This window comes from Pseudonocardia xinjiangensis (assembly GCF_050948425.1).
Classification (GTDB): Bacteria; Actinomycetota; Actinomycetes; order Mycobacteriales; family Pseudonocardiaceae; genus Pseudonocardia; species Pseudonocardia xinjiangensis.
In genome coordinates this window covers 6,681,050-6,704,969 of record NZ_CP192009.1, presented here as the reverse complement: position 1 = coordinate 6,704,969, position 23,920 = coordinate 6,681,050, and the positions used below count along the sequence as shown (strand labels likewise).

Here is a 23,920-nt window from a genome sequence, read left to right as displayed (position 1 = left end):
CGGTGTGATCGAGACGACGCGGAGCGTCCACGACGGGGGCCACCACCCCGTCGTCGTCATCGGCGGCGGGCAGGCCGGCCTCGCGATGAGCTGGTGGCTGACCCAGCGGTCGATCGAGCACGTCGTGCTGGAACGCGACCGGGTGGGTGGCGAGTGGCGAAAGCGCCGGTGGGACACGTTCTGCCTGGTCACGCCCAACTGGCAGTGCGATCTCCCGGGGCATCCGTACGCGGGTGACGACGCCGACGGCTTCATGGTCCGTGACGAGATCGTCGCCTACCTGGAGGCCTACGCCGCGTCGTTCGACGCGCCCGTGGTGGAGGGCGTCGAGGCCACGCGGCTGCGCGCCCGGCCGGAGGGTGGCTTCGAGGTCCGCACCACGGCGGGCACGCTCACCGCCGACCAGGTGGTGCTGGCGGCCGGCCCGTACCAGGTGCCGATGCGGCCGCGGATGGCCGAGCGGCTGCCCGCCGGCATCGTCCAGCTCCACTCGTCGGAGTACCGCAACCCCGCCCAGCTGCCGCCGGGCGACGTGCTGGTGGTGGGCACCGGCCAGTCCGGCTGCCAGATCGCCGAGGATCTGCACCTCGCCGGGCGCAGCGTGCACCTCGCCACCGGCAGTGCCCCCCGGGTGGCGCGCTTCTACCGCGGCCGTGACGTGGTCGCGTGGCTGTCCGACATGGGCTACTACAGCAAGGCCGTCACCGATTTCGAGGACGCCGACGCGGTGCGGTTCCGGGTCAACCACTACGTCACCGGTCGCGACGGCGGCCGTGACATCGACCTGCGGGCCTTCGCCCGCGACGGCATGCACCTCTACGGGCGGCTCTCGGACATCGACGGCGGCCTCCTGCGGTTCGCTCCCGACCTCCGCAAGAACCTCGACGGCGCCGACGCGGTGTCGGAGGGCATCAAGGACTCGATCGACGCCTTCATCGCCACCCGGGGGATCGACGCTCCCACCGAGCCCCGCTACGTCCCGGTCTGGGAACCGGCCGAGGAGCCGGCCACGCTGGACCTCGCCGCGGCCGGCGTCACCGGCGTGGTGTGGAGCACCGGGTTCGGACGCGACCACCGGTGGATCGAGCTGCCGATCTTCGACGGCCGCGGCTACCCAACGCACCTGCGCGGCGTCACGAGCTGCCCCGGCCTGTACTTCCTCGGGCTGCCGTGGCTGCACACCTGGGGCTCGGGCCGCTTCGCCGGCGTCGGCGCCGATGCAGAGCACCTCGCGCGGCAGGTGGTCGCCCACCAGCACCGCACCGTGCACACCGGCCTGCACTGGCTGGCCGGCACCCCGTACCAGACCTCGCCTGCCGACGACGAGGACTGGATCGCCCCACGCACCGTCGCCTAGCCGGGGCCGCTGCACATCCCGTCGTACCACCCACCAGAAGGAGCAACTGATGGCCGATCTGACCGATCTCGAGAAGCAGAGCCTCGAGGAGATCCAGCACCCGGCGCTGCCCGAGGGCTCGACGATCTACGGGGGCACCAAGGTCTTCCCCGACTACCAGGCCGAGAACGGCGAGACCTACTTCACCCTCGTGCACGGCATCGCGCACGAGTCGTCCGTGAGCTTCGTGGCGATCCTGCAGGCCACGCGGGCGCTGCGGAAGGGCTTCGAGTCGGCGATCTACTTCTACGGTCCCGGCTCGCTGAACTGCCTCGCCACCCGCGGGTTCCCGACCACGGGCAACTCGGCGTTCCCCGGCGAGCACAACATCAACAACTCGCTGGGGACGTTCATCCAGGAGGGCGGCAAGGTCTACTGCTGCCGCTTCGGTCTCTCGCTGCACGGCGCCCGCGAGGAGGACCTGATCGAGGGTGTCATCCCCACGCACCCGCTCGACGTGCAGGACGCGTTGATCCACTACGCCCGCAAGGGAGCGATCATCAACTCGACCTACATGTTCTGACCCGTCGGCCTTCAGGCGCTCGACGGACACGGGTGGGGGCGGGGGTCGTCCGGGGGTCGATCCTCGCCCCCTTCGCCTGCCGTGACCATCCGGCACGGCGTGGCCGCGAGCCACCCCGCTCATCAACCCCCCGAGAACGGAGCACGGACATGGCGACGCTGCGCATGGCGGCGGTCGCGGCCCCCTTCGGCCGCGATCTCGAGGAGAACTTCTCGCGGATCTCGACCCTGGTGTCCGACGCACGCGCGTCGGGCGTTCGGCTGCTGGCGCTGCCGGAGGCCTGCCTGGGCGGCTACCTGGCGAACCTGAACGGCCCCGAGGACCTCCCGCCCGCCCTGCGTGCCGACGGTCCCGAGATCCGCCGCCTGGCCGCGCTGGCCGGCGAGATGGTGGTGGTGGCCGGCTACTGCGAGCGGGACGACGCGGGTGCCCGCTACAACAGCGCCGTGTGCGTCACCGGCGACGGCGTGCTCGCCAACTACCGCAAGGTGCACCAACCGCTGCGCGAGGACCTGAGCTACCGCGCGGGCGACGGCTTCGCGGCGTTCGACTCGCCGGTGGGCAGGCTGGGCATGCAGATCTGCTACGACAAGGCCTTTCCCGAGGCGGCCAGGGCCCTCGCGCTCGACGGCGCCGAGATCGTCGTCTCGGTCTCGGCCTGGCCGCTGAGCGCCACCAACGCCCACCCCGACCCGGCCCAGGACCGGTGGATGCGCCGCTTCGACCTCTTCGACCGGGCCAGGGCGTTGGAGAACCAGATCGTCTGGCTCGCGTCCAACCAGATGGGGACGTTCGGCTCGCTGCGGTTCGCGGCCAGTGCCAAGGTCGTCGACCCGGGTGGCGAGGTGCTCGCCACCACCGGTTTCGCCGCCGGCACCGCGGTGGCCGAGCTCGATGTCGCGGCGGTGGTGGAGTCGGCCCGCCGCGTCATGGGCTTCCTGCGCGACCTGCGACCCGACACCTACGCTGCGGCGGCTCCGAGCCCCGCGGCCGCCTGAAGCCCGAGGCCGTGGGAACGATCCGGATCGGCGCCGTTGCGGCCGGGTTCGGGAGGGACCTGGCGTTCGACCTGTCCCGCGTTGCGACGATCGTGGATCACGCGCGCCGTGACGGCGTTCAGCTCCTCGTCCTGCCCGATGCCGCACTCGGCGGATATCTCGACGACATCACCGATCCCGACCCCACCGCCCTGCCGCCGGCACTCGACCCGGACGGCCCCGAGGTCGCGGCGGTCGCGGAGCTGGCCAGGGAGATGGTGGTCTGCGTCGGGTTCTGCGAGGCCGACGCCGGCCTGCGGTACAACACCGCGGCGTGTGTCTGCGGCGACGGCGTGCTGGGCCTGCACCGGAAGGTGCACCAGCCGCCCGGTGAGTCCCGGGTCTACGCCGCGGGCTCGGAGTTCCGTGCGGTGGACACCCCGGTCGGGCGGCTCGGCATGCTCGTCGACTACGACAAGACCTTCCCGGAGTCCGCCCGCACTCTCGCCCTCGACGGGGCGCAGATCCTGGCGTGCCTGTCGGCGTGGCCGACGAGCATCACGAACCGCGCGTCGCGCATGGCCGACGACAGGCAGGCGAAGCTGTTCGATCTCTACGACCGGTCGCGGGCGGCGGAGAACCAGGTGGTGCTGGTGTCGTCGAACCTCACCGGCGGTGCCGGCCGGATGCGGTTCCTCGGCCAGGCCAAGGTGGTCGGTCCGGACGGCGAGATCCTGGCGCGTACGTGGTCGAAGGCGGGCATCGCGGTGGCCGAGGTGGACGTCGAGGGGTCGGTATCGGCGGCACGCCGGGTGCTCGCCCATCTGAAGGAGCGCAGGCCCGACGCCTACCAGTAAAAATGCTCTTGTGGTTATATAGCCCGATGGGTATGTTCGTGCCGTGATGTTCGAGGTGCTCGCCGAGCCGACCCGCAGACGCATCCTCGACCTGCTCCGGGAACGCCCGCGCCTGGTCGGGGAGCTCACCGCGGAGCTCGGCCTGAGCCAGCCCGGCACGTCGAAGCACCTGCGGGTGCTGCGCGACGCCGGCCTCGTGACGGTGCGGGCCGAGGCCCAGCGCCGCTGGTACGAGCTCGATCCCGCCCCGCTCGCCGAGGTGGACGCGTGGCTGGCCCCGTACCGCTGGATGTGGGCCGACCGGCTCGACGCCCTCGAACGCCACCTGGATGCCGAGCCACGGGAGGAACCATGAGCGAGCGCGCGAGCGAACCATCGGCGCGGAGCGAGAGTGCGAGCGAACCATCAGCACAGCGCGAGAAGCTGGAGACCGTCGACGGCCGGTCGGTGCTGACCATGGAGCGCCGGTTGCGGCACGCGCCGGAGAAGGTCTGGCGGGCGGTCACCGAACCCGAGCGGCTCGCCGACTGGTTCCCGGCCGCGATGACGCCGGACCTGCGTGTCGGGGGCGTGGTGGAGTTCGAGTTCGGCGCCGACGGCACGGTCACCGACCTCGACCCGCCGCGGTTGTTCGCCTACACCTGGGACGACCAGCACCTGCGGTGGGAGCTCCACCCGGACGGCGCGGGCACGCGGCTCGTCCTCGTGGTCACGTTCACCGACCGTCCCGGCGCCGCGAGCTTCGCCTCGGGCTGGCACGTCTGCATCGCGGCGCTGGACCTCGCCCTCGACGGGCGCCCCGGCACCGACCCCGGTGTGGACCACGTGGCGTTGCACGAGCAGTTCGTCGCCCAGTTCGGGCTCGACGCCGGATCGGCCGAGACCACCACCGACGGATGGCGCGTCCGCTACGAGCGCCAGCTCACCCGGCCTGCCGACGAGGTGTGGGCCGTGCTGTCGGCGCAGGCGCCACCCGGCGCCCTCCGGCACGGCGATGTGCTCGAACACGACGCCGAACCCGGTGGCCGGCTGCGCTGGGAGCTGACCGAGGGCACCGGCCACGGCGCTCGCATGGTGCTCACCCACGTCGGCACCGGGGGTGACCCGCAGCCGGCGCTCGCGGCGGGCGGGGCCCGCATCGCGAAACTCCTGGCGGCCCTCTCGTAGCCACAGGCAAGATCGGCTCGATGGAACCGATGCGGATCCGGCGGGCTGAGCCGGACGAGGGCCCCGCCGTGCTCGCCGTCCTCGACGACGCCGCCCACTGGCTGGCCGCTCGCGGCGTGGAGCAGTGGCCCGCTGCCTTCCGCACCGAGTGGATCGAGCCGGCGCTCGGGTCGGGCGAGGTGTGGCTCGCCGAGCGCGCCGGTGCCGCCGTCGCCACCGTCACCCTGCAGTGGTCCGACCCGCTGTGGCCCGACGACGGGCGTGCCGGCTACCTGCACCGCTTCGCCGTGCGCCGGCAGGTGGCCGGGCTGGGTACCGAGCTGCTGGGCTGGGCGGCGAGCGCCACGCGGGAACGGGGCCGCGACCGGCTGCGCCTGGACTGCTCCGCCACCAACGCCTCCCTGCGCGCCTACTACGAGAACGCGGGCTTCCTGTTCTGCGGCGACGTCGAGGTCCCGACGACTGCTCTGCAGTGGGGAAAGGGGCGGCGCGTGATGGTGAGCCTCTACGAGCTGTCGCTGGAGCCGTAGCCCACGGGAGGTGACCGGGTCAGGGGAGCAGGACGAGCTCGGTCTCCACGTCGTGGGGGACCGACGGGGCGCCGTCCACCCGCAGGTCGGCGTGGGCCCGGGTGCCGTCCTCGGCGAAGTGCGCCGCCTCCTGCCGGGCCCAGCGCTCCCAGTGCGGCCGGTAGCTCTCGCCGTCACGCTCGATGCCGCGGCGGAAGCGTTCGGTCCGCGGTGCCTCCACCCACACCAGCAGCGTCGTGAAGTCCCGGACCGGCCGGGCTCCCGACGCCACGCCCTCGACGACCAGCAGGGGCGGCACCCCCAGGTCGTGTTCCTCGGCGTAGGCCCCGAGCTCCCAGTCGTAACGGCGGTACCGCGCCGGCGCCCGGGCAGCGAGCGGGGCGACGACCCGGTCGTGCAGCAGCGGCACGGCGTCGGCGAGGCCGTCCCAGCCCGGGTAGAGGTCGTCCATGTGCACCAGGGGAGGGTGGCCCAGCGCCGCGGCCAGCCGGGTGGCCAGCGAGGTCTTGCCCGAGCCGGACGGCCCGTCGACGCACACCAGCCGGGTCGTCCCGCACGACGGTGGGGCGGCGAGCACCCGGCCGGCGACCTCGGCGATCGGCACCACGAGTCCCCGGGCGCTCAGCGGAGCTTCACCGGCAGCGAGGCCAGCTGGCGCATGCCCGGGACGGCGGCCCAGGTCTGCTCGGCCGCTTCCAGTGCCATGGCGGGGAAGCGGTCGAACAGGCTGCGCAGCGCCACCTCGCCCTCCTGCTTGGCGAGAGCAGCACCCAGGCAGTAGTGGATGCCGTGGCCGAAACCGACGTGCCCGTCCCCTCGGCCCGCGGGCCGGCGGGTCACGTCGAGCCGCTCGGGCTCGTCGTAGGCGCGGGGATCGTGGTTCGCCGACACCAGCACCGCCTGCACGGCCTCGCCCGCCGCGATGGCCTGGCCGCCGACCTCGACGTCCGCGGAGGCGTAGCGCAGCTGGGCGATCTGCACCGGCCCGCACCAGCGCATCAGCTCGTTCACCGCCGTCGGCCACAGCTCGTGCTCGCGGCGGAGCGTCTCGAGCTGGTCGGGGTGGGTCAGGAGGGCGAGCGCGCCGTTGCCGATCAGGTTGGCCGTGGTCTCGTGTCCGGCGGTCACCAGGGCCAGGACCATCGTCACCATCTCGACGTCGGAGAGCCGGTCGCCGTCCTCGTCCTGCGCCCTGATCAGGTCGGTGAGCAGGTCGTCGGCCGGCTGGGCACGACGCTGGTCGATCAGGTCGTGGGTGTAGGTGACCATCTGCCGCACGGCCGTTCCCATCGCGCCCGGTGCGATCGAGTTGCCGGCCGCGCCCATCTCGCGCCACAGGGGCCGGTCGGCCTCCGGTATCCCGACCAGCTCGCAGATCACCGTGATCGGCAGCGGGTAGGCGAACTCCGAGATCAGGTCGACCGACCCGTCGAGGCCGTCGAGCAGCGCACCGGCGATCTCCTCGACCCGCGGGCGGAGCACGTTGATGCGCCGCACCGTGAACGCGCGGGACACCAGCTTCCGCAGCCTGACGTGGTCGATGCCGTCGACGTCCAGGATCGACGAGGTCATGTAGGGGACGAACTCGCGGGAGATCCCGAGCATCTCGAACATCTGGTCCCGGTTGGCCACGGCGTCGGTCCCAGCGGTCGGGACCGGACTGTTGACGAACCGGGGGTCACCGAGCACGGCGCGCACGTCGTCGTAGCGGGTGACGTACCAGGCGGGGGTGCCGTCGGCGCTGCGCCCGAGCACCACCGGCGCCTCCTCCCGCACCAGGTCGAACCCGCCGCGCGGGTCGGCGATGAGCGCGGGATCCAGGATGTTCGGCCCCGTGGAAGGCGTGGTGGTCATCGTGATGCTCCGTCTGTCTGGTCTCGTGGTGCCCGGTGGCTCGGTGAGCGTGCGGGCCACCGGACTCACGCCGGTTTCATCGCGGTTTCAGACCAGGCTGGCGGTGTAGGTGTCGTGGCCGGTCAGGCCGGGCCAGCGGAGCTCGGCACGCCCGTTTGGTAGCCGCCGAACTTCTCCCGCAGCGTCTTCTTGGAGAACTTGCCGACGCTGGTCTTGGGCACCTCGTCGATGAACTCGACCGCGTCGGGGATCCACCACTTCGCGACCCGGGGCTCCAGGTGGGCGATCACCTCCTCCGCGGTCAGCGTCTCGCCGGGCTTCACCACGACGCACGCCATGGGCCGTTCCACCCACTTGGGATGCGGGATCGCGATCACGGCGGCCTCGGCGACCTTGGGGTGGGACATGATCTCGTTCTCGAGCTCGACGGAGCCGATCCACTCGCCGCCGGACTTGATCAGGTCCTTGGTCCGGTCGACGAGCCGGACGTAGCCGTAACGGTCGATCGTGGCGACGTCACCCGTGCGCAGCCACCCGTCCTCGGTGAACTGCACGCCCTCACCCTCGCCCCGGTAGTACTCGGACGCGATCCACGGCCCGGCCGCCTGGATCTCGCCGGTGGCGGTGTCGTCCCACGGCTGGGTCTCGCCGGTGGACGGGTCGACGAGGCGCAGGTCGACCAGCGGCACGGCAGGCCCCTGCCGGGCCCGGACGTCGGCCCGCTCGGCCTCGCTGAGCCCGTCATGCTGGCTGCGGGTGACGGCCACCGTGGCGATCGGGCTCGTCTCGGTCATGCCCCAGGCGTGCAGGAGCGGCACACCGATGGCCTCCCGGTACCCCTCCGACAACGCCTTCGGCACGGCCGACCCGCCGCAGAGGATCGCCCGCAGCGCCGACAGGTCGTGGTCGGGCAGGAGCGGCAGCATGCCCATCCAGATGGTGGGGACGCCACCGGTGACGCTCACCCGGTGCTTCTCGAGAAGCGCCGCGATCGCCTGCGGTGTCATGTTGGGGCCCGGCAGCACCACGTTCGAACCGGCGAGCAGGCAGCCGTACGGGAGGCCCCACGCGTTGGCGTGGAACATCGGGACGACGGGCAGCACGACATCGCGCTCGACCAGGCCCACACCGTCGGCCATCAGCGAGATCAGCGAGTGCAGCACCGCGGACCGGTGGCTGTAGACCACGCCCTTGGGGTTGCCGGTGGTGCCGGACGTGTAGCACATCGCGGCGGCGGAGTTCTCGTCCTCGATCACGAAGGTGCCGGCGAACGGGGTGGCCGCGGCCAGCAGCGCCTCGTAGTCGTGCACGCGTGGGTCCTCGGGCACCTCCGCATCCGAACCGTCGTCGATCACCACGAAGTGGCGCACCGTCTCGAGCTTGTCGACCAGCGGCCAGAGCACCGGCAGCAGGGACCGGTCGACGAACACGACCTCGTCCTCCGCGTGGTTCACGATGTACACGAGCTGCTCGGGGAAGAGCCGGATGTTCAGGGTGTGCAGCACGCGCCCGGTGCACGGAGCCGCCAGATAGAGCTCCAGGTGCCGGCGGGTGTTCCAGCAGAACGTGCCGACCCGGCTGTCGGCGCCCACGTCGAGCGTGTCGAGGACGGTGGCGAGCCGCCGCACCCGCTCGGCCCATTCGGCGACGGTCATGGAGGTCTCGCCCGCGGCCTCGACGCTGACGATCGTCTTGTGCCCGAAGTACTGCTCCGCCCGGTGGAAGACGTGCGGCAGGGCGAGGGGACGGTGCTGCATCAGTCCGAGCATCGGGCCTCCAGCTCGCTCTGCGTCCGGTTCATGCCGGAAAGCTACCGTCGGCTCCCGCGGTTGACCATCACGCCAATTCACGCCAACCGGTCGCACTGCCGTTAGGCTCGGTTGCCGTGACGCCCCCGAACCAGGCCGCTTCGGTCTGCCTCGACGTGGGTTCCACCTGGACGAAGGCAGTGCTGGTGCGCTCCGACGGGGCGCTGGCGGGCTTCGCCGAGCATCCGACCACGGCGGGCGACGTGCTCACCGGCATGGATGCGGCCGTCCGCGCCGTGTCGGCCGCCGGCCCGTCGGGCCTCGGAGCCGAGCCCGAACTGCTCGCCTGCTCGTCGGCGGGAGGCGGGCTTCGGCTCGCGGTCGTCGGCAGCGAACGGCTGGTCGCCACGGAGGCGGGCCACCGCGTCGCCTGCTCGGCAGGCGCCCATGTCGTGCACGTGCACGCCGGTCCGCTGGAACCGTCCGACGTCCGGCTGCTGCGCAGCTCCCGGCCCGGCGTCGTGCTGCTGCTCGGTGGCGCCGACGGGGACGATCCGGCCGACCTGCTGCACAACGCGGGGCGGCTGGCGCGCGCCCGCATCCGCACCCCGATCGTGCTCGCCGGGAACGCCGCGGCCCAGGACGACGCGCTCGCCCTGCTGAGAGCCACCGGACGCACCGTCATGGCGTGCGCCAACGTGCTCCCACGCCGCGGCGAACTGACGCCGGGCCCGGCGCGGGCGGCGCTGAGCGAGCTGTACCAGCGGCACGCGCTCGGCGGCCGGGGGCCGGCCGTCGCGCCCCGGTTCCGCAGGCTGGTGCGCGTGGCCACCCCAGACGCCGTCGGCCACGCGGCCACGGCGCTCGCCCGGATCTGCGACGCCCGCGTGCTCCTCGTCGACGTCGGCTGCGCCACCACCGATGTGCACTCCGCCGACCAGGCCTCCGTCCGTCGCACGGTGGAGGGTGATCTCGGGGTCCGCGCCGCTGCGGGCGGGGTGCTCGTCGAGGGCCAGGCCGAGGGCGTGGTCGACCCGGTCGAGGCCGACCTGCTCGGCCCGACGGTGGCCCGGATGGCGAGCGAGATCGGGCTCGTCCCGCGCGATGCGGGCAGCGCCGCCGAGGACCGCCGGATCGCGGCACTCGCCTCGGTGATCGCCGTGCGCCGCCACCTGCGCGTGTACGGCGACGTGGGACGCGAGGTGGAGCTGGTCGTGCTCTCCGGCGGCGTCTTCCGTCAGCGCGACCGCTCGGGAGGACTCACCGCTGTGGTGGCGACGCTGCGCAGCGACCCGGTGCTCGCGCCCGCCCTGCGCGACGCGCCGGTGGTGGTGGACGCCGACTTCGCCGTCGTGCCGGCCGGACTCCTCGCCGCCCGGGGCCGCACCACGGCTGCCGAGTCGCTGCTGCGCGACCACCTGCTCGGCTGAGCCACCCGGAACGGGCGACTCGCGGGCCCGAAACGGGCGACTCGCGGGTGGTTCCGCGAGTCGCCCGTTTTTCCCGCGCGAGTCGCCCGGTATCCGTGGGTGAGTTGCCCGTTCCGGTCAGCGGTAGAGGGGCTCGCCGGTCTCCAGCAGGGTCTTGAGGTCGCTGAGGATGACGCTCCAGCCCCCACCGGCGCCCGAGGCCGGGGCGCTGATCGACTCGGCGGTGATCGGTGCGCCGGTGACGTCGTGCGTGATCGTCAGCGCGGTGACCCCGCCCATCTCGGGCTCGATCTCGTAGGTGAGCCGCGTGAAGCCCTCCGCCACCAGCTCAGGGGTGAAGAGCATGCGCCAGGTCTGGACCAACCGGCGCGGAGGGTCGACCTCGATCACCTCCCCGTCGACCACTGCGGAGTCGGCGGGCATGCCGTGCGCGACCATCTCCTCGCTGGGTAGTGACCGGTACGCACCGCCCGCCCGCAGCTCGTATTCGGAAGGGGTGTTGTAGCCGTACCGCTTGGTCCACTCCGGGCTGATGATCGCCTCCCAGATCGCCTCCGGCGTCGCCCGGATGTGCACGCGGTACACCTGGACGGTGGTGGTGGGGACGGTGGTGCTGGTCATGGCCGCTTCTCCTCGAGCTCGGACTTCAGGTCCATGAGCGCCGCGATGCGGTGCTCGGTGTACTTGTCGATCCACCGGTCGTGGATCAGCCGGATCGGCACCGGATTGAGGAAGTGCAACTTCTCCCGGCCCGAGCGGCGCGTCACGACGAGGTCCGCCGCCTCCAACACGCCCAGGTGCTTGCTGACCGCCTGCCGCGACATCTCGAGGCCCGCAGTCAGCTCCCGCAGCGTCTGGCCGTCACGGGCGTAGAGCCGGTCGAGCAGCTCACGCCGGCTCGCATCGGCCAGGGCGTGGAAGACGGTGTCGTCGTCCTGCACGTGAACGAGAATAGGCAACTAAAAGGTTGCCTGTCAACGCCGGATCAGCCGGGCTGTTCCTCGGACGCGGCGCTGCGCCTGCTCGCGGTTCCCGGACTCCTCGTCGGCGTGGGGCGCTGTTCCGCACGGGGCGGCTCGGCCGGCGCGACGCGGGTGACGGGCGCGGGGCGGGACCGCTGCACCGCGGGTGACGGCTCGACGGTGGGGAGCGGAGTGGTCGCGGTCGTCGGCGCGGCAGGTCTCGGCCGCACCGCGTTCGGCGGTGCCGGACTGGGGGGAGTGGCAGGCGCCGGGGCGTCCGGTGTGAGCAGGGTCGGTGCCGCGGGCGCGACGGCGGGCGGCCGGGCGGGGGTCACCCGCGGTTCCCGGGCGGTCGTGGTCACCACGGCCGTGCCGCCGACGACCAGCACGGCGGCCACCGCCGCGGCGAGGGTCTTCGCGTGCTGACGGCGACGGTGCAGCCGCTCCTGACGGGCCCGGACGCCGGCGAGCAGCCCGGTGGCCGAGATGCCCTCGTCCAGGGCCGGGTCACGGAGGCCGGCTCGGAGTGCTTCCTCCGCGTCGGTCATCGCCTGCTCCCTTCGCTCGTGCGGTCGGCCCGGAAACTGCGCAACGTGGTCAGCGCCCGGCGGGCGTGCGAGCGCACGGTGGTCTCGCGGCACCCCAGGAGCGCCGCGATCCGTGCGTCCGGCTGGTCGTGGTAATAGCGCAGCACCAGGACGGCCCGCTGGACCGGTGGCAGCAGCGCCAGTGCCTCCTGCATCTCGTCGCGTCGCACGACGACGTCCTCGATGCCCGGTGCGGCGCCGGGGCCCAGGTCGGGAAGCTCGGCTGTCGGGCGCTCGGACGACGACAGCCGCCGTCGCCACGACAGGAAGTCGTTGAGCACGGCCTTGAAGACGTAGGCCCGGATGTCGTCGACGCGGGACACCCGGGACCACGCGAGGCCGATCCGGGCGAGGACGTCCTGCACGATGTCCTCGGCCCGGTGGTGGTCCATGGTCAGCCGGCGTGCGAACGCCACGAGCTCGGGACCGTGGGTGAGCACGAACGACTCGAACGACGGCGCTGCCGTCGGATCGTCGACGGTCCTCACTCGCCTCGCCCAGCGGATACCGCGGAAGCGTAGACGACGATGTTGTCCTTGTAGCTGCGCGCCGCCCGGTCGAACTCGCCGCCGCAGGTGATCAGGCGCAGCCCCGCGTGGTCGATGTCGCCGTAGACGGCGTCGGTGGGGAAGGCGTCCTTCGGGTAGCGGGCGACGGAGTCGACCTGGAACGTCACGGTGCTGGCGTCGGTTCGCGTCACCTCGACGCGATCGCCGGGCACGAGCGCCGCGAGGTCGTAGAAGACGGAGGGGCCGAAGCGCGCGGAGTCGACGTGCCCGAGGATCACCGACGGTCCGAGCGCTCCGGGTGTGGGCGAGCCGTCGTACCAGCCGGCCTGGTTCGCCTCCGGCATCGTGTCCAGCGACGGCACCTCGACGGTGCCGTCCGGGTTGAGGCCCAGCGTCAGCAGCGGCGTGTGCACGTCGATCGCGGGGATGTCGAGGCGCACCGGATCCGCCGGGGCCACCACCACGGCCGCTCCCGCCAGGGCGAGCGACGCGGCGGCCGGGACCGGCTCCGCCCGGGTGGGACCGGAGGCTCCGGTTCCGGCCAGCACGAGCGCGCCGGCCCCGGCGAGAGCCAGCAGCACGGTGAGCACCACCAGCACGGGGAGGCGGCGCGGGCCGCCCCGCCCGGTGGCCCGGGCCGGGGCGGGCTCGCCGTGCTCGACGCTCACGCCTGGGTCGCGTCCCGCCTGCGGCGGGCGAGGGCCATGCCGCCGGTACCGACGGCCCCGGCCAGCCCGAGACCGCCGAGCGCGAGCAGCGCGATGTCGGCGCCGTTCGCGGTGCTGCCACCGCCGGTGTCGGGGGCTCCCCGGGGCGCCCGGACCTGGGGCTGCCCCTCCTGTGGTGGGGCGGGAGCGGGGCGCGCCGGCGAGGGCGCCACAGTGGTGGGGGCCTGTTCGGCCGCTGCACTGGCGGCGGCAGCGGCCCGTTCCGGGCTGACGGTCGGGGTGGCCTGCGCCGGTGCGGGGGCGGAACGCTGGGCGGTCGCTGCGGGTGGGGGTGCGGGTGCGGGGGTGGGGGCGGGTTCCGTCGCGAGCGCCTGGCCGGGGAGGACCCCGGCCAGAGTTGCGGCGAGAGCCATCCCGCCGAGAAGGCGGCCGGCGGGGATGCGAGGTGCCATCGGTCGGACCTGTCCGTTCCGTCGTGGGCGTGCGATATCAGCCCTGTGACGCGGTGGGGACGGCCCGGCGTTGCAGTTGTGAGCGCCATCACCTCACGACAGGACTGCCGGGTTTGACAGCCCGCCGACGGCTTGGGGATCCTGGCAGGGCAATCGCGTAGTCGGGGTCGAGAGGCGCTGCGACGGACTCTGGTCCGCCACGCTCGACCACCTGGCCGTTGCATGGTCGTAAGGGCGCCTGCACCTCGCAACGAGGAGGCAGGACGTGGAATCCCACGTGGAGGACGCTCAGCGTCCGCCGTCGCTCTTCCCGTGTGCGCTCAACCCGGCGGTCGGCCGCGAGCCGCGGCGACCGTCGACCCATCACCGTCCGTGCCCCGGCGCCGAGTAGCGATGCCGGCCGGACAGCCCCAGCAAGGAGGCGTTACCACCCCATGACCGCCACTGCCGACACCACGGCCGGACCCCAGAGTCGGCTGCAGACCCGCAACGGCATCGACTTCGCCGTCGCCGATCTGGGCCTGGCCGAGTTCGGCCGCAAGGAGATCCGCCTGGCCCAGCACGAGATGCCGGGCCTCATGGAGCTGCGCCGCGAGTACGCCGAGGCGCGCCCCCTGCACGGCGCCCGGATCGCCGGTTCGCTGCACATGACGGTGCAGACCGCCGTGCTGATCGAGACCCTGGTCAGCCTCGGCGCCGAGGTGCGCTGGGTGAGCTGCAACATCTTCTCCACCCAGGACCACGCGGCCGCCGCCACCGTTCTCGGCCCGCACGGCACACCCGAGGAGCCGCAGGGCGTCCCCGTGTTCGCCTGGAAGGGCGAGACGCTGGAGGAGTACTGGTGGTGCACCGAGCAGCTGTTCAAGTTCACCGATGAGCAGGGCAACATCGTCGGCCCGAACATGATCCTCGACGACGGCGGCGACGCCACCCTGCTCGTTCACAAGGGCGTCGAGTACGAGAAGACCGGCGTGGTGCCCACCGTCGAGGACGAGGACCTCACCGTCTCCGACGAGTACCGGATCATCCTGGACACCCTGCGCCGCTCGCTCGCTGAGGACCCGCAGCGCTGGACCACGGTCGCCTCCGACATCCGCGGCGTCACCGAGGAGACCACCACCGGGGTGCACCGGCTCTACCAGCTCGCCGAGCAGGGCCTGCTGCTGTTCCCGGCGATCAACGTCAACGACTCGGTCACCAAGAGCAAGTTCGACAACACCTACGGCATCCGCCACTCGCTGATCGACGGCCTGAACCGCGCCACCGACGTGCTGATCGGTGGCAAGGTCGCGCTGGTCTGCGGCTTCGGTGACGTGGGCAAGGGCTCGGCCGCCGCGCTCGCGGGCCAGGGTGCCCGTGTGATCGTGTCCGAGGTCGACCCGATCTGCGCGCTGCAGGCCCTGCTCCAGGGCTACCAGGTGGCCCGCCTCGAGGACGTGGTCGACCAGGCCGACATCATCGTCACCACCACGGGCAACAAGGACATCGTCACCGTCGAGGCGATGGCCCGGATGAAGCACCAGGCGATCGTCGCCAACGTCGGACACTTCGACAACGAGATCGACGTCGCGGGCCTCGGCCGGTACCCGGGGATCCGCAGGCTCAACATCAAGCCGCAGGTCGACGAGTGGGTGTTCCCCGACGGCCACTCGATCATCCTGCTGTCCGAGGGCAGGCTGATGAACCTGGGCAACGCCACCGGCCACCCGTCGTTCGTGATGAGCAACAGCTTCTCGAACCAGGTGATCGCTCAGGTCGAGCTGTTCACCAAGTACGAGGAGTACAACAAGGACGTCTACCGGCTGCCCAAGCACCTGGACGAGAAGGTCGCCAAGATCCACGTGCTCGCGCTGGGCGGGGAGCTGACCAAGCTCACCAAGGACCAGGCCGAGTACATCGGCGTCGACGTGGAAGGCCCCTTCAAGCCGGAGCACTACCGCTACTGACCGGCGGCTCCACCTCGGGTTCAGGAAAGCCACTTTGCTGCCCTCAGCGTTCGGCGAAAGTGGCTTTCCTGAACCTCCGCCTCCGGGCCACGGGCGCCTACTCTGGTGGGGTGGTGCTCCCCCGCGGCGATGGTGACGGTTGGACGCATTGCGCTCTCGGCCACCGCCACTGGGGGCTGTTCGGCGCGGCCGGGCTGCTGCTGTGGCACGGCGACCACATCCTCCTGCAGCACCGCGCGCTGTGGAGCCACCACGGCGGCACGTGGGGCCTGCTGGGCGGCGCCCGCAACCGGGGAGAGACGCCGGAGCAGGCAGCCCAGCGCGAGGCGGCCGAGGAGGCGGGCCTCCCGTCCGACGCCTACAGCGTCACCGGCTGCTACCTCGACGACCACGGCGGCTGGTCGTACACCACGGTCGTCGCCCAGGCGCGCGCTGCCGTCGACCTCACCGCGCTCACCGGCGAGACCATCGAGATGCGCTGGGTGCCGGCCGACCGCCTCGGGGAGCTGCCCCTGCACCCCGGCTTCGCCGCCACCTGGGACGTGGTGCGGGCCATCGCCTGACGCGCTGCGCCGCCCGGTGGAGGTGTCGCATTAGGGTGCCCGGCGTGGGTCGGCTGATCGTGATCGAGGGACTGGACGGCGCGGGCAAGCGCACGCTGTCGGACGCCCTGTGCGCGGAGCTGGCCACCCGGGGTGCTGGTGTCGCCCGGTTCGCGTTCCCCCGGTACGAGGCCGACGTGCACGCTCAGCTGGTGCGCGACGCGCTGTACGGCAGGCTCGGCGACCTGGCCGACTCCGTGCACGGGATGGCGCTGCTGTTCGCGCTCGACCGCAGGGCCGCCGCCGCGCAGCTGCGGGAGGCCGTGGCGACGCACGACGTGGTGCTCGTCGACCGGTACGTCGCGTCCAACGCCGCCTACGGCGCCGCCCGGCTGCACCAGGACGCCGGCGGGGAGTTCGTCGCGTGGATCCGGGAGCTGGAGCTGGAGCGGTTCGGGATCCCGGCGCCCGACCGTCAGCTGCTGCTCGCGGTGCCCGAGGCCGTCGCCGTCGAACGGGTCGTGCACCGGGAGCGCACCGAGGCCGGCCGGGAACGCGACGCCTACGAGTCGGACGGCGCGTTGCAGACCCGCACGGCACAGGTGTACTCGCAGCTCGCGGAAGCCTCGTGGCTGTCGCCGTGGACCGTGGTCGACGGCTCCACCCCCCTCGCCACCGAGGGGCTCGCCGCACAGCTGCTCGACTAGCGGACTTCCCGGCGCCCGGAATTGTCAACCGGGGGCTGATATCGCTCATTTCCCGAAGAGTCCCTTTCTGGGCACCGCTGTGCGCTTCATCTCGCGCGGGAATACGCGACCAGAGTGAATGATCTTCCCTGCCCGCCCCGGGTCGGCGGGCGAAGCGGAGGATGAGCATGCGGGATGTTGCCGATGTCAATGCGGTCGAGGGGTTGATCGACCCCCGGATCTACGCGGATCCGGAGTTGTACCAGCTCGAGCTGGAGCGGGTGTTCGCGCGTTCCTGGTTGTTCCTCGCACACGAGTCCCAGCTTCCCGAGGCAGGAAGTTTCGTCCAGACCTACATGGGCGAGGACCCGGTGCTCGTCGTCCGGCAGCGGGACGGCTCGGTGCAGGCCTTCCTCAATCAGTGCCGCCACCGGGGTATGCGCATATGTCGTGCGGACGAGGGCACGAAGAAGGTGTTCACCTGTAGCTATCACGGGTGGGGGTACGACCTCGCCGGCAACCTGGTCAGTGTTCCGGAGCAGCAACGTGCCTACCGGGATCGGATCGACAAGTCGAAGTGGGGTGCGACCCGGGTTCCGCGGATCACCACCTACCGGGGCCTGGTCTTCGGCACGTGGTCGGACGACGTGCCGGAGTTCGTGGAGTACCTGGGCGACATGGCCTACTACCTCGACGCGACGTTCGACCGCTACGACGGTGGCATCGAGCTGGTGCCGGGCCCGTCGCGGTGGGTGATCGACTGCAACTGGAAGTTCGCGGCCGAGCAGTTCGCGGCCGACATGTACCACGCGCCGTTCTCGCACGCGTCGGGGATCGTCGCGATGTTGGAGCCCGGTCAGGCGGGCCCGGCGTTCGGGCCGGGCCGGCAGTTCGCCGGCAACGGTCACGGGTCCGGCTCGTTCTGGCTCGAGGAGTTCGGTCCGAACCCCTACTACGGGCCGGAGTTCAGCGAGTGGCAGATCGCCAACCGGGACGAGGTCTATCGCCGGATCGGTGTGGACCGGGCGCACAAGGTCAACTCGCACAATACGGTTTTCCCCAACTTCTCCTGGCTCGGCATGGAGAACACCCAGACGTTGCGGGTATGGCATCCGCGCGGTCCGGGGCAGCTGGAGGTGTGGGCGTGGACATACGTTCCCAAAGAGGCTCCGCCCGAGGTCAAGGACGCCATTCGTGAGTACAACCAGTTCCTGTTCACCCCGGCCGGGGTGTTCGAGACCGATGACGGGGAGAACTGGACGGAGATTCAGACGGTGCTGCGCGGATGGAAGGCCCGGCAGAACGCGTTCAACGTTCAGATGGGCCTCGGTTTCGAGGAGCGCGACACCCACGGTCTCCCGGGACGGTCGAACGACGCGTTCAGTGAGACCGCGGCGCGCGGCTTCTACCAGCGCTGGCGGGACCTGATGCTCGACCGTTCCTGGCCGGAGATCGCGAAGCTGGACGCCGAGCGTCTGGCCGCGGAGGAGGTGCGCAGCGCATGACCGCGACCGACGAGCTGGCGGGCATCCCGCCGCGTACCGCGATGCGGGCGACCACGGTGGAGCTGCAGCACCGCGTCGAGCAGTTCCTGTTCGCCGAGGCCGAGCTGCTCGACGAGCACCGCTACCAGGAGTGGATCGCCCTGTTCACCGACGACGCGCGCTACTGGCTGCCGACCCGCATCACGCGCACGACGCGGGAACGTGAGCAGGAGCTGTCCGGCCGGGGTGCCGGGGCGCACGTCGACGACGACATGACCAGGCTGCGGGGCCGGATCCGCCGGGTCACCTCCGGGATCCAGTGGTCGGAGGAGCCGCCGTCGCGCACCCGCCGGCTGTTGACCAACATCAGGATCCGGGAGCAGGACGACGGCCGGCTCGAGGTCCGCGCCAACCTCGCCGTCTACCGGAGCAGGCTGGAGCGCCACGAGGACTGGTTCATCGGAGAGCGGTTCGACCTGCTCCGGCCCGCCGAGGGCGACTACCCCTACCGGATCGCGGATCGCAAGTTCGTGCTCGAGCAGACGACGATCCTCGCCCCGGCCATCAGCATCTTCTTCTGATGCGGGGAACGCCCATGACCGGCGCCGAGGCCGGATGGGTCCGGGTCTGCTCGGTCGCCGAGCTCCGCGCAGGCGAGGGAACCCTCGTCCGGACCACCCCGCCGATCGCCCTGTTCCGGTCCGGTGACCGCATCCACTGCATCGACGACACCTGTACGCACGAGGACTACTCCCTCGCCGAGGGCTGGGTCGAGAACGGTCAGGTCGAGTGCCCGCTGCACCTCGCCCGTTTCGACCTGGTCACCGGTGCCGTGCTGAGCCCGCCGGCCACCTGTCCGGTCCGGGTGCACGAGGTGCGGGTGGAGAACGGCGACGTCCTCGTGCACCTCCCGCCGGAGTACGAGATCGCCGTCGGGAGGGCCGCCGATCACGAGTAGGCTGCCGCTCCGGCGACCCGGCCGCCGGAGCGGCGATCCTGAACCCGAGCCGCCCCCCGGCATCCGGCAGCCCCGCATGAACGGGTTGAAGGCGGCAGCCGGACCACGTGGTGGGATGCTTCCCACATGAAGTCGCGCGTTCTGGTGGTCGATGACGACCCGGCGTTGGCCGAGATGCTGACGATCGTGCTGCGGGGCGAGGGGTTCGACACCGCAGTCGTCGCCGACGGCACCCGTGCGTTGCCTGCCGTCCGTGAGCTGCGGCCCGACGTCGTCCTGCTGGACCTGATGTTGCCCGGCATGAACGGCATCGACGTCTGCCGCGCCATCCGTTCCGAGTCGGGTGTGCCGATCGTCATGCTCACGGCCAAGAGCGACACGGTCGACATCGTGCTCGGGCTGGAGTCCGGCGCGGACGACTACGTGGTCAAGCCGTTCAAGCCCAAGGAGCTCGTGGCCCGGATCCGGGCGAGGGTGCGCCGCACCGAGGCCGAGCCCGCCGAGCAGCTCGCGATCGGCGACGTCACGATCGACGTGCCGGCCCACCAGGTCGAGCGGGCCGGGGAGCAGATCGCCCTCACCCCGCTGGAGTTCGACCTGCTCGTCGCGCTGGCCCGCAAGCCACGCCAGGTGTTCACCCGTGAGGTCCTGCTCGAGCAGGTGTGGGGCTACCGCCACGCGGCCGACACCCGGCTGGTCAACGTCCACGTGCAGCGGCTCCGGTCCAAGGTGGAGCGCGACCCGGAGCACCCCGAGGTCGTGCTGACGGTGCGCGGCGTGGGATACAAGGCCGGCCCCCCATGATCGTCAAGGCCGGCGCGTCGGCATGACCGCCACCCCGCTCACCGACCGCGCCCGCCGCGCCGCCGCCCAGGCGCGCCAGTTCGCGGCGGAGCTGGCGGAGGCGTGGGGTGCCGTGTGGCGCCGGTCGCTGCACCTGCGGGTCGTGATCAGCACGCTGGCCCTCTCCACGGCGGTCCTCGTCGTGCTCGGCTTCGTCCTGCAGACCCAGATCGCGCTCCAGGTGCTGCAGGGCAAGGAGGCCGACACGCTCGCGCGAACGGAGGCCGGTGCCGTGCTCCTCGAGCGCGACCTGTCCGGCGTCGACCCGAGCCGGGACGGCGCCCAGGGCGACCTCAACAACGCGCTCGACCGGCTGACCAACGCGAGCGTCGCCGACGAGCCGTCGTCCACCGGCGCGGGGGAGTTCCGGGCGGTGCTCACCACCCCGCGCGGCGACAGCGGTCCCGGGGTGGGAGCGGGCCCCGTCGAGGACGTCCCGCCGGACCTGCGGGACGCCGTCGCCGCCGGCACGCTCTCCAGCAAGTACGTGACGCTCACCGAGCAGGGCGTCGACATCCCGACGCTGATCGTCGGGCAGCCGGTGCGCACCGCCAACGGCGACCTCGAGTTCTACCTGCTGTTCCCGCTGGTGGCCGAGCAGCGCACCCTCGGGCTGGTGCAGAGCACGCTGATCGTCGGCGGCCTCGTCCTCCTGCTGCTGCTCGCCGGGATCGCCGGGCTGGTCACGCGGCAGGTCGTGCGCCCGGTGAGGCAGGCGGCCGAGATCGCCGAACGGTTCGCCGACGGGCACCTGGACGAGCGGATGCCCGTGCACGGCGAGGACGACGTGGCGCGGCTCGGGGAGTCGTACAACGAGATGGCCAGCAGCATCCAGAGCCAGATCCGCCAGCTCGAGGAGTTCGGCGCACTGCAGCGCCGGTTCACCTCCGACGTCAGCCACGAGCTGCGCACACCGCTCACCACTGTCCGCATGGCGGCCGACGTGCTCTACGCCTCCCGGGAGCAGCTGCTGCCCGCGCTGCGGCGCAGCTCCGAACTGCTCGTCGCCGAGCTCGACCGGTTCGAGGCGCTGCTCGCCGACCTCCTCGAGATCAGCAGGCTCGACGCGGGCGTGGCCGACCTGGGCGCCGAGCGGGTGGACATGCACGGGGTCGTGTCGCGGGCCGTCGAGGCCGTGCGCGGGTTCGCCGACGAGAGCGGCACCCCGCTCGAGCTGCAGCTTCCCACCGGCGCGTACGCGGAGGTCGACCCGCGCCGCGTGGAGCGGATCGTGCGCAACCTCGTGGCCAACGCGATCGACCACGGCGAGGGCCGCCCGGTGCACGTCGAGCTGGCCTACGACGAGACGGTGGTCGCCGTGCTGGTGCGCGACCACGGCGTCGGGCTGCGTCCGGGGGAGGCCGAGCTGGTGTTCAACCGGTTCTGGCGCGCGGAGGAGTCGCGGGCCCGGCGCAGCGGCGGCAGCGGGCTCGGACTGGCGATCGCCATCGAGGACGCGCGGCTGCACGGCGGATGGCTGCAGGCGTGGGGTGCGATCGGTCAGGGCGCCGCGTTCCGGCTGACGCTGCCGCGCACCATCGGCGACCCCGTGGAGTCCAGCCCGTTGCCGCTCGGACCCGAGCCCGGCGTCCCGGTGGAGGGCATCGGATCGTCGGTGCCCACGCCCCCGCGGGGGCGGCCGATCACGGTCGTGCCGTCCTGGTCGGATGCCGACGTCCCCGACCACCACGCCAGCACGCCGTGATCCGCCGCCGGCTCCTCCCCACGGTCGCCCTGTTCCTGGCCCTCACGGGGGTGGCGGGCTGCGCGAGCCTGCCGGAGACCTCACCCGTGCAGGTACTGCGGCAGGTCGGCGACGGCGAGGGCAGCACCCCGCCACCGGGTCCGGTCGAGGGCAGCAACCCGCTGGACCTGGTCCGCGACTTCGTCTTCGCCTCCGGCAGCAGCGCCGCCGAGCACGGCTCCGCGCGCCGCTTCCTGGCCACCGACGCCGTGGAATGGGACGACGCGGCCACCGTCACCGTCCTCGACGGCCAGTTCGACACCGTGCCCGCCCCCGGTGCGCAGGACGCCAGCACGGGCACCACCACGATCAGGATCCGCGGCACGGCCGTCGGGCGGCTCTCGTCGGCCGGGGCCTTCGAACCGGACCAGGCCACGTTCCAGGAGGACATCACCGTCGTGCGCCGCGACGGGCAGTGGCGCATCTCGAACGTGCCGGCAGGCGTCGTCGTCCCGCTGTCGATCTTCCGGGACAACTACAAGCAGGTGCGCACCTGGTTCGTCGACCCGGTGCGCCGGCTCGCGGTGGCCGACCCGCGCTACGTGCCCAGCGTGCCGTCGAAGGCGCAGCCGGCCAGAGCACTGGAGCTGCTGCTCGCCGGTCCCTCCGGCGCCTTGCTGGGAGCGGCGGTGTCCCAGTTCCCGCCAGGGGCCCAGCTGCGGTCCAACGCCGCCGTGGGCCCGGACGGCGCGCTCATCGTCGACCTCACCGGTGTCGGCGACCTCGACGAGCCCGCGCGCCAGCTGATGGCCGCCCAGGTGGTGCTGACGCTGGCCGAGGTGAACGTGGCCCGGGTGCGGCTGCTGGTGGACGGCGAACCGCTGCTGCCGGGCCGGCCCGAGCTGACCCGCGAGGACGTCGCGGCACTGTCCGCCGAGGTACAGCCCGGAGCGGACGTGCCCGGCCTCGTCGTCGCGGGCGGCCGGGTCCGGCAGCTCACCGGACCCGAGCCCAGCGCGCCGCTCCCCGGTCCGGTCGGCAACGGCGCCTACTACGTCGAGTCCGCGGCCTCCACGGGCGACGGGCGCCGGCTCGCCGCCGTCGCCCGGCAGGGCTCCCGACGCATCCTGCTCGTCGGCAGCGGAGCCGAGGGCTCGGTCTCGCCCGTGGCGCTGGACGCCACCACGATGACCAGACCGACGTGGACGCCGACGGGCGGCGAGGTCTGGACGGTCCTCAACGGCACGGTCGTCGCCAGAGTGCTCGTGGACGGCACGGCGCCTGCGCGGACCGGCCAGGTGAACGCGGACCAGCTGTCCGCGCTCGGCCCGATCCGGGACCTGCGCCTCTCGCGCGACGGCATGCGGGTGGTGGCCGTGGTGGGCGGGGCGCTGTACACCGGCGCGGTGGCCCGCAGCATCGACGGCGAGGTCGCCATCCGCAACATCAACCGGCTGCGCCCCGACGACCTCGGCGAGGTCGTGGCAGCCGACTGGCGATCGGCCGAGTCGATCGTCGCCGTCACGCGCGGCACCGAGATGCTGGTCGGCCAGGTCTCGGTCGACGGGCTGAACGTGCAGCAGGTGCTCGGCAACAACCTCACGCCCCCGCTCACCGCCATCGCGGCCGCCTCCAACCGCCCCATGCTCGTCACCGACCAGACCGGGGTCTGGAGCTTCGCGGGTGGCGACCAGGCCGCCTGGAAGCAGGTGCTGGGCGGAGCCCCCGACGCGGTCCCCCTCTACCCGGGCTGACCCAGCGCCGCCCACCCCCCCGCGAGTCGCCCGTTCCGGACCCGCGAGTCGCCCGTTCCGGACCCGCGAGTCGCCCGTTCCTGATGAGCTGAGCGGCCCTCCGTGGAGCTCTGCCGAGGTGATCATCACTCCGGACACGGCAAGGCCGCCCCGGCCTCACGAACCCCCTGGCCGTCCTCGCAGGGTGTTTGGTCTCCTCGCAGAAGCTGTGACCTCTGCGAGGAGGGTGTGGGCTCTGCGAGGACGCTGTGGATCACCCGCGGAACGGGCCAGGGGCGCGGAGCGGGCCGCCCGCGACGGGCGGGCATTTTGCGGGGGCGACTTGCGCGCTGGGGCAGGCCGACTCGCGGGGCGGGCAGGTCG

The 23,920-nt window shown here is 72.3% G+C and carries 26 protein-coding genes; 17 read left to right on the top strand and 9 right to left on the bottom strand.

The window, feature by feature from the left end:
• Positions 1 to 4 precede the first annotated feature (4 nt).
• From ACQPZA_RS31520 to ACQPZA_RS31490, 7 genes are all read left to right on the top strand, one after another.
• The gene (locus ACQPZA_RS31520) at positions 5 to 1,357 is read left to right on the top strand and encodes an MSMEG_0569 family flavin-dependent oxidoreductase (RefSeq protein WP_433275708.1); all 1,353 of its coding nucleotides are present in this window, start codon (positions 5 to 7) and stop codon (positions 1,355 to 1,357) included.
• 49 nt (positions 1,358 to 1,406) lie between these two features.
• Positions 1,407 to 1,919 carry an MSMEG_0572/Sll0783 family nitrogen starvation response protein gene (locus tag ACQPZA_RS31515; RefSeq protein WP_169399708.1) on the top strand — a complete coding sequence of 171 codons (513 nt, stop codon included), beginning with the start codon at positions 1,407 to 1,409 and terminating at the stop codon, positions 1,917 to 1,919.
• A gap of 149 nt (positions 1,920 to 2,068) precedes the next feature.
• A complete protein-coding gene (locus tag ACQPZA_RS31510) occupies positions 2,069 to 2,917 on the top strand; it encodes a carbon-nitrogen hydrolase family protein (RefSeq protein ID WP_433275707.1) in 849 nt (282 codons plus the stop codon).
• Between the two features lie 11 nt (positions 2,918 to 2,928).
• Complete coding sequence (locus ACQPZA_RS31505; protein ID WP_433275706.1) at positions 2,929 to 3,753, top strand: carbon-nitrogen hydrolase family protein; 825 nt, start codon at positions 2,929 to 2,931, stop codon at positions 3,751 to 3,753.
• A 46-nt stretch (positions 3,754 to 3,799) separates the two neighbouring features.
• Positions 3,800 to 4,108 carry an ArsR/SmtB family transcription factor gene (locus ACQPZA_RS31500; RefSeq protein WP_433283074.1) on the top strand — a complete coding sequence of 103 codons (309 nt, stop codon included), beginning with the start codon at positions 3,800 to 3,802 and terminating at the stop codon, positions 4,106 to 4,108.
• Positions 4,105 to 4,920, top strand: a complete 816-nt coding sequence (locus ACQPZA_RS31495; protein ID WP_433275705.1) for an SRPBCC family protein — start codon at positions 4,105 to 4,107, stop codon at positions 4,918 to 4,920. The genes ACQPZA_RS31500 and ACQPZA_RS31495 overlap by 4 nt, the downstream gene beginning before the upstream one ends.
• Positions 4,921 to 4,940: 20 nt before the next feature.
• Positions 4,941 to 5,450 (top strand): GNAT family N-acetyltransferase, encoded by a 510-nt coding sequence (locus ACQPZA_RS31490; RefSeq protein ID WP_433275704.1) that lies wholly within the window; start codon positions 4,941 to 4,943, stop codon positions 5,448 to 5,450.
• 19 nt (positions 5,451 to 5,469) lie between these two features.
• Here the strand turns inward: ACQPZA_RS31490 and ACQPZA_RS31485 are convergent, their stop codons facing one another.
• The 3 genes from ACQPZA_RS31485 to ACQPZA_RS31475 form a co-directional block, all read right to left on the bottom strand.
• Positions 5,470 to 6,054, bottom strand: a complete 585-nt coding sequence (locus ACQPZA_RS31485) for a uridine kinase (protein WP_433275703.1) — start codon at positions 6,052 to 6,054, stop codon at positions 5,470 to 5,472.
• Positions 6,055 to 6,071: 17 nt separating this feature from the next.
• On the bottom strand, positions 6,072 to 7,304 hold the full coding sequence (locus tag ACQPZA_RS31480; RefSeq protein ID WP_433275702.1) for a cytochrome P450 family protein: 1,233 nt from the start codon (positions 7,302 to 7,304) through the stop codon (positions 6,072 to 6,074).
• 122 nt (positions 7,305 to 7,426) lie between these two features.
• A complete protein-coding gene (locus ACQPZA_RS31475; RefSeq protein ID WP_433275701.1) occupies positions 7,427 to 9,073 on the bottom strand; it encodes a long-chain fatty acid--CoA ligase in 1,647 nt (548 codons plus the stop codon).
• 116 nt (positions 9,074 to 9,189) lie between these two features.
• Between ACQPZA_RS31475 and ACQPZA_RS31470 the strand changes: the two genes are divergently transcribed.
• On the top strand, positions 9,190 to 10,482 hold the full coding sequence (locus tag ACQPZA_RS31470; RefSeq protein WP_433275700.1) for a glutamate mutase L: 1,293 nt from the start codon (positions 9,190 to 9,192) through the stop codon (positions 10,480 to 10,482).
• Between the two features lie 117 nt (positions 10,483 to 10,599).
• On the opposite strand, the gene ACQPZA_RS31465 is transcribed toward ACQPZA_RS31470, so the two are convergent.
• The 6 genes from ACQPZA_RS31465 to ACQPZA_RS31440 are packed head-to-tail and all read right to left on the bottom strand — an operon-like array spanning position 10,600 to position 13,660.
• The gene (locus tag ACQPZA_RS31465) at positions 10,600 to 11,103 is read right to left on the bottom strand and encodes an SRPBCC domain-containing protein (RefSeq protein ID WP_169400103.1); all 504 of its coding nucleotides are present in this window, start codon (positions 11,101 to 11,103) and stop codon (positions 10,600 to 10,602) included.
• Entirely contained in the window at positions 11,100 to 11,423 is a 324-nt protein-coding gene (locus tag ACQPZA_RS31460) for an ArsR/SmtB family transcription factor (RefSeq protein WP_433275699.1), read from the bottom strand. The genes ACQPZA_RS31465 and ACQPZA_RS31460 overlap by 4 nt, the downstream gene beginning before the upstream one ends.
• A gap of 44 nt (positions 11,424 to 11,467) precedes the next feature.
• On the bottom strand, positions 11,468 to 11,992 hold the full coding sequence (locus ACQPZA_RS31455) for a hypothetical protein (protein WP_433275698.1): 525 nt from the start codon (positions 11,990 to 11,992) through the stop codon (positions 11,468 to 11,470).
• Complete coding sequence (locus ACQPZA_RS31450; RefSeq protein WP_433275697.1) at positions 11,989 to 12,519, bottom strand: SigE family RNA polymerase sigma factor; 531 nt, start codon at positions 12,517 to 12,519, stop codon at positions 11,989 to 11,991. The genes ACQPZA_RS31455 and ACQPZA_RS31450 overlap by 4 nt, the downstream gene beginning before the upstream one ends.
• A complete protein-coding gene (locus ACQPZA_RS31445) occupies positions 12,516 to 13,208 on the bottom strand; it encodes a class F sortase (RefSeq protein WP_433275696.1) in 693 nt (230 codons plus the stop codon). The genes ACQPZA_RS31450 and ACQPZA_RS31445 overlap by 4 nt, the downstream gene beginning before the upstream one ends.
• Entirely contained in the window at positions 13,205 to 13,660 is a 456-nt protein-coding gene (locus tag ACQPZA_RS31440) for a hypothetical protein (RefSeq protein WP_433275695.1), read from the bottom strand. Before ACQPZA_RS31440 ends, ACQPZA_RS31445 begins: the two co-directional genes overlap by 4 nt.
• A gap of 434 nt (positions 13,661 to 14,094) precedes the next feature.
• Between ACQPZA_RS31440 and ahcY the strand changes: the two genes are divergently transcribed.
• The 9 genes from ahcY to ACQPZA_RS31395 all read left to right on the top strand — a co-directional run bounded on the left by ahcY (position 14,095) and on the right by ACQPZA_RS31395 (position 23,557).
• Entirely contained in the window at positions 14,095 to 15,606 is a 1,512-nt protein-coding gene (ahcY, locus tag ACQPZA_RS31435; protein WP_433275694.1) for an adenosylhomocysteinase, read from the top strand.
• A 110-nt stretch (positions 15,607 to 15,716) separates the two neighbouring features.
• Positions 15,717 to 16,169 (top strand): NUDIX domain-containing protein, encoded by a 453-nt coding sequence (locus ACQPZA_RS31430; protein ID WP_433275693.1) that lies wholly within the window; start codon positions 15,717 to 15,719, stop codon positions 16,167 to 16,169.
• 44 nt (positions 16,170 to 16,213) lie between these two features.
• Positions 16,214 to 16,855 carry a dTMP kinase gene (locus ACQPZA_RS31425; protein ID WP_433275692.1) on the top strand — a complete coding sequence of 214 codons (642 nt, stop codon included), beginning with the start codon at positions 16,214 to 16,216 and terminating at the stop codon, positions 16,853 to 16,855.
• Positions 16,856 to 17,022: 167 nt separating this feature from the next.
• A complete protein-coding gene (locus ACQPZA_RS31420; protein ID WP_433275691.1) occupies positions 17,023 to 18,339 on the top strand; it encodes an aromatic ring-hydroxylating dioxygenase subunit alpha in 1,317 nt (438 codons plus the stop codon).
• On the top strand, positions 18,336 to 18,899 hold the full coding sequence (locus tag ACQPZA_RS31415) for an aromatic-ring-hydroxylating dioxygenase subunit beta (RefSeq protein ID WP_433275690.1): 564 nt from the start codon (positions 18,336 to 18,338) through the stop codon (positions 18,897 to 18,899). The genes ACQPZA_RS31420 and ACQPZA_RS31415 overlap by 4 nt, the downstream gene beginning before the upstream one ends.
• 14 nt (positions 18,900 to 18,913) lie before the next feature.
• Complete coding sequence (locus ACQPZA_RS31410; RefSeq protein ID WP_433275689.1) at positions 18,914 to 19,276, top strand: bifunctional 3-phenylpropionate/cinnamic acid dioxygenase ferredoxin subunit; 363 nt, start codon at positions 18,914 to 18,916, stop codon at positions 19,274 to 19,276.
• Positions 19,277 to 19,402: 126 nt separating this feature from the next.
• Positions 19,403 to 20,080, top strand: a complete 678-nt coding sequence (gene mtrA / locus ACQPZA_RS31405) for an MtrAB system response regulator MtrA (protein WP_169400391.1) — start codon at positions 19,403 to 19,405, stop codon at positions 20,078 to 20,080.
• A 22-nt stretch (positions 20,081 to 20,102) separates the two neighbouring features.
• Complete coding sequence (gene mtrB, locus ACQPZA_RS31400; RefSeq protein ID WP_169400390.1) at positions 20,103 to 21,824, top strand: MtrAB system histidine kinase MtrB; 1,722 nt, start codon at positions 20,103 to 20,105, stop codon at positions 21,822 to 21,824.
• Positions 21,821 to 23,557 (top strand): LpqB family beta-propeller domain-containing protein, encoded by a 1,737-nt coding sequence (locus tag ACQPZA_RS31395; protein WP_433275688.1) that lies wholly within the window; start codon positions 21,821 to 21,823, stop codon positions 23,555 to 23,557. Before mtrB ends, ACQPZA_RS31395 begins: the two co-directional genes overlap by 4 nt.
• Positions 23,558 to 23,920: the final 363 nt, after the last annotated feature.